This window comes from Porcincola sp. LCP21S3_C12, from assembly GCF_052118625.1.
GTDB lineage: Bacteria > Bacillota > Clostridia > Lachnospirales > Lachnospiraceae > Porcincola.
The window spans coordinates 1-4,266 of record NZ_JBQKGW010000042.1 but is presented as its reverse complement, the minus strand read 5'-3'; the positions used below and the strand labels follow the sequence as shown (position 1 = coordinate 4,266).

The window sequence follows — 4,266 nt, the reverse complement described above, 5'->3', positions numbered from 1 at the left end:
GAATGATCACACTCATAAACAGTCCTGACCGGCTCCGCCAGCCGACCGTTCAATAACCGCGCCGCGACCGGTGGTCAACGCATCAGCGACCGCCGGCGCCCGCAAAATGCAATATACATTTACTTCCGAATTAATTTTCTTGTAACCTTATTATCCAATGCTCTATTCAGTAATTCGTCTTTGACAAAATACAATATCAGGACATAGATCCCGAAAAACACGACTGCTGTAATTACGAGATTAATGAAGACATTGCATTCCAGACGTTGCGTGAGGATAAAAGTCGGAATTGCAGCAGCTACAGTTATTGACAGATATTTAGCTATCTGAATATGGCGAGCAACATTCTGTAAAATATCTCTTGCCAAAACGATCTGAACTAGGAGCACCAAAAATTCGGCAATCGTTGTGGCTAGTGCTGCACCAGCTGCTCCCCATTGTGGGATCATCAGTAGATTCAACACAAAATCAGAAACGGCCCCCACAATAACTGAATACAATACCTGTTTCTCCCTGTTAAGAGGTGTAAGAGTTTGTATACCTATAACTCCAGTAAGCCCATTGGGGATAATTGCGATGGTTATTATAGCCATGGCCGGGATTGCACCTAAATATCCTTTGCCAGCTAAAAACAATATTGAATTACGTGATTCAATGGAAAAGTACACCGCAAGCGGGAATGACATAAGCAGTTCAGCATTAACTGCTAATCGAAGTAATGCGTAAAATTTGGCTTTTGCATTTTTTTTCACATAATACGACATGCGTGGCAACAATACACTTCCTAATGATGCTACGACGCTTAATAAAATACTCTTGATCTTGACTGAAGCAGTATAAAGTCCCACAGCTTCATCACTCTTCATAAATCCGAGCATAACAGTGTCAAGATTAGTATAGATAGATACTGTTACGTTCTGTGCAAATAGGACAAGTATTGGCTTAAGGTGCTTCTTAAACTCATAGTCTTTAAATTTTCTGAATATAATAAACCTTCTAAGTCGAATGAAGTTCAGAACATTTGATCCAACCGCCGCCAGAACTGTAATAGCAGCATATACCCTGTAGTCACTCGGTTGATGAACTAAAAGAAACATCAAGATCATCGAGACAAATTTAAAAACTAAAGAGCGAACAGTTATATAGTCATACTGTTCCAGTGCCTGATAAATCCAGTTCGCACCAAACATATTTAATACAATATTGACACCCTCAATCAGGTAGAGTAATTTATCCTGTGAAAACTTTGGTACAGTAAAAATACATACAAGATATGTAAGCGTGACCAGAATCGTTGATACAAAATTTATTATTAATATCTCTTGTGCAGTTTTAGAAAGAGCCTCCTTATCATCCCGTACCTTTGCGCAAGCTCTGATACCGTATGTCGGGATTCCAAGTGATGCGACCATCATAAAATAGTTTGCAACAGAAGCGGCAAAATTTACTTTGCCATTACCGGAAGCCAACAAAATCCTGGATACATATGGAAAAGTTATCAGTGGAAAAATGAAATTTGACGCAGTCAAAATAAAATTCATTATAAAATTATATTTGACTGAATGCTGTTTTATCTTTTTATTCATATCTATTTAAGTCATCTTATTACATTTATAAAGTCGATATTATTGAGCCCGAGACAATACATCATTATAGACCTTCATCAACTCATCATAATGTTCTTGGGGGGTTACAGTCCTGTGTATATTCTTCTTTAATTGAAATATTCTCTCAGGCGTCAGATTATCTATGAATGAATATAATTCAGATATATCAGAGCTATCATAAGGATTAAAAATAAACCCATTACTGTTATTAACAAAGTCTGGAATTCCACCCATTTTTGTCCCAATCACTGGAACATGATTATTTAGTAATTCCATTACAACTTGGGGACCATTGTCATGCCAAATAGAGAGTACCATACCCAAGTCGTACTCCTGTAATAATGATGATAATTCTCGTGGATTATATGCTCCGCGATCTATTATTCCGCATTCTTTAAGTTTATCTGCATACTCCCCCGATCGTCCTAGGAAATAAAACTGTACTGAAGTTGATGCTTTGTAGTGTTTTGCAATATTTAAGAATAAATCCACACCTTTATACTCAGATAGACGTCCCAGAAAAACAATCTTAAATATATGTGGATTTAAGTCATACTGAAAATCTTCTTTAAACTCATCTGCAGAGCCATTTCCTATATGCAAAACTTTGCTTTTAGCAGTTATTCCCGAGGCTTTATATATCTCATCTACCTTTTGGGAAACAGGCAGTATATAGTCAGCAGAATTTAGAAGTTCACTATATTTCTTGTATCTTGTCGATGCTATCTTTTGTGGTATATACGGTACACTTAATTTCGTATGCAATGCTTTATTTATAATCTTAATTCCTCCTCTAAATATTTTATACCGGTCAAGATAGCTAAAGCATTTATTGCACTTTATCTCATCATATTTCTCACATACAGTGTTCTGTGGTGTAAACATGTATATTCTTGGACAAATAAAGCAATAGTCATGTAAGCTAACTACATAATGCTTTCCTTTTAATATTTGATAAAGATCCCAATCAACATATTCCAATGCGTGTATATGGATAATATCATAGTTTTCTTCGCACAATAATTTATTTATCCAATTCAGCCCACTTTTATCAACAAGCGGCATATATGTAAATGGTTTGATTTTATCGAAAGAATAATTTATATACCTAAAAGGATATTTATCTTTATCCTCCCTTCCAAGCACCGAAACATCGTGCCCATTTTTATACTGAGCATAAGCAATTGATCTAACGTAGTTAGTGATTCCACCTTTATAAGAAAGTGGCCATCCTGTACAGATATGTAATATTTTCATGGTGACTATGATCTCCTTACTTAGATATTATCAATATATTTTTCTTTTCTTAACCATTGCATGTATTTTACACCGACCAACAGCCACTGACGCGTTGAAAATGATCGCTTGGTGAAGTATAACGACCATCTAGGAAGACACTATTCCTCTGCGTTCTTGACATGATCCCCCTTCGCATATGATGAAATAGCAAAGCGGCAAGGCAGTATGAACACTGTAGTGTCATGGCAGACAACTTATCAAATGCCCCTCATATAGAAAGCCGTTCGCGGTATAACACCTTTCTGGCAGATCATTGAAAAAAAAGTTGTTCAGCTTCACAAACCTGGCAGTTCGACGGTGCCCCATGCGAATACAAAAAATATGTAGCAATATGTTTTTGTAGATTTTATTCCAATTACAATATGACCTTATAATAAGATATAGATGTCCAAATACAAGAAGATGCATATCGCCTTCGAGAACCGTATAGAAATAAATTTTATTCTTGATTACGGATAAAAAGTCAGCTTTTTTACTACTATAAAATTAATCCGCAGTCCAATAAATATGCTTTAGAAACGAGTACAGTGTAATCGCTACTGATGGATAATTATAATATATATAAAAAATAAATATTGCAGCCTTAAGCAGATGATTATTGTATTGTATATTTATAATATATCCGTGTTATGTGTAGCTTTTGCAATTATATTATTAACTATTGTTTTTGTTTTTATTGAACTGAATTTCAACTTGTCTTGCTGTGAATACCTTTCAAGTTTTCCATCATTGAGTCTACCATGATAAAAATTTCTTGTATCATCCGTTAACCAAGTAGCGCCATCTTCACATGTACGATCTCTTAACTGATCATATCGGTAGGTATCAATCTCCGGAATATCACCCATAGAAAGGAATGAATGACCATTATAGCAGTGGGGCATATTACAGTGATGTCCAACTGGATAAAATACAAAAGGTTCATCAGGATTCTTAAACATATTACGCTTCTGTGCTCTAATACTGTAGCAAGGTGTCCATATACCAGTGCCTAGATTTAATAAGCCACTCCACTCACCTGCGTGACAAAACTCATTTCTTTTAACACCCCAAATCGACTTTTTAAAAGCGAATAATTCAGAATTAAAGGTAGACCAAATATTACTAAATTCTTCCATGCTATGGCTTGACAGTAATGGGATGTTTTTATCGTTTTCTTTTCTCGGAATAGTAACATGGCATAGTGCACCAAAATTTTCTTTGCAAAGCATCTTAATTTCTGGAATGTATTTTTCATACTCATCGTTGGCCTCAACTGTAAAACGAGATGCAACCCCTCTCGTTCTGGCCTGAGGCCATAATGGTTACTAATCAAATACCTGCCGGGAGGTTGCATCCCGGCTTGCAAAGAGATCAGTCA

General features: G+C 36.0%; 3 protein-coding genes. All 3 read right to left on the bottom strand.

What is annotated here, in order from left to right; all coding sequences use genetic code 11:
* Nucleotides 1-119: 119 nt before the first annotated feature.
* A complete protein-coding gene (locus ACTQ1N_RS12400) occupies nt 120-1,586 on the bottom strand; it encodes an oligosaccharide flippase family protein (protein WP_441956965.1) in 1,467 nt (488 codons plus the stop codon).
* Between the two features lie 39 nt (nt 1,587-1,625).
* On the bottom strand, nt 1,626-2,864 hold the full coding sequence (locus tag ACTQ1N_RS12395) for a glycosyltransferase family 4 protein (RefSeq protein ID WP_441956964.1): 1,239 nt from the start codon (nt 2,862-2,864) through the stop codon (nt 1,626-1,628).
* Between the two features lie 653 nt (nt 2,865-3,517).
* Nucleotides 3,518-4,117, bottom strand: coding sequence for a hypothetical protein (locus tag ACTQ1N_RS12390; RefSeq protein ID WP_441956963.1), 600 nt, complete (start codon nt 4,115-4,117; stop codon nt 3,518-3,520).
* Between the last annotated feature and the right edge of the window lie 149 nt (nt 4,118-4,266).

Excerpts from the sequence above, each read along its gene's own strand:
- ACTQ1N_RS12400 (WP_441956965.1), bottom strand. The coding sequence starts at position 1,586 with ATGAATAAAAAGATAAAACAGCATTCAGTCAAATATAATTTTATAATG.
- ACTQ1N_RS12395 (WP_441956964.1), bottom strand. The coding sequence starts at position 2,864 with ATGAAAATATTACATATCTGTACAGGATGGCCACTTTCTTATAAAGGT.
- ACTQ1N_RS12390 (WP_441956963.1), bottom strand. The coding sequence starts at position 4,117 with ATGCTTTGCAAAGAAAATTTTGGTGCACTATGCCATGTTACTATTCCG.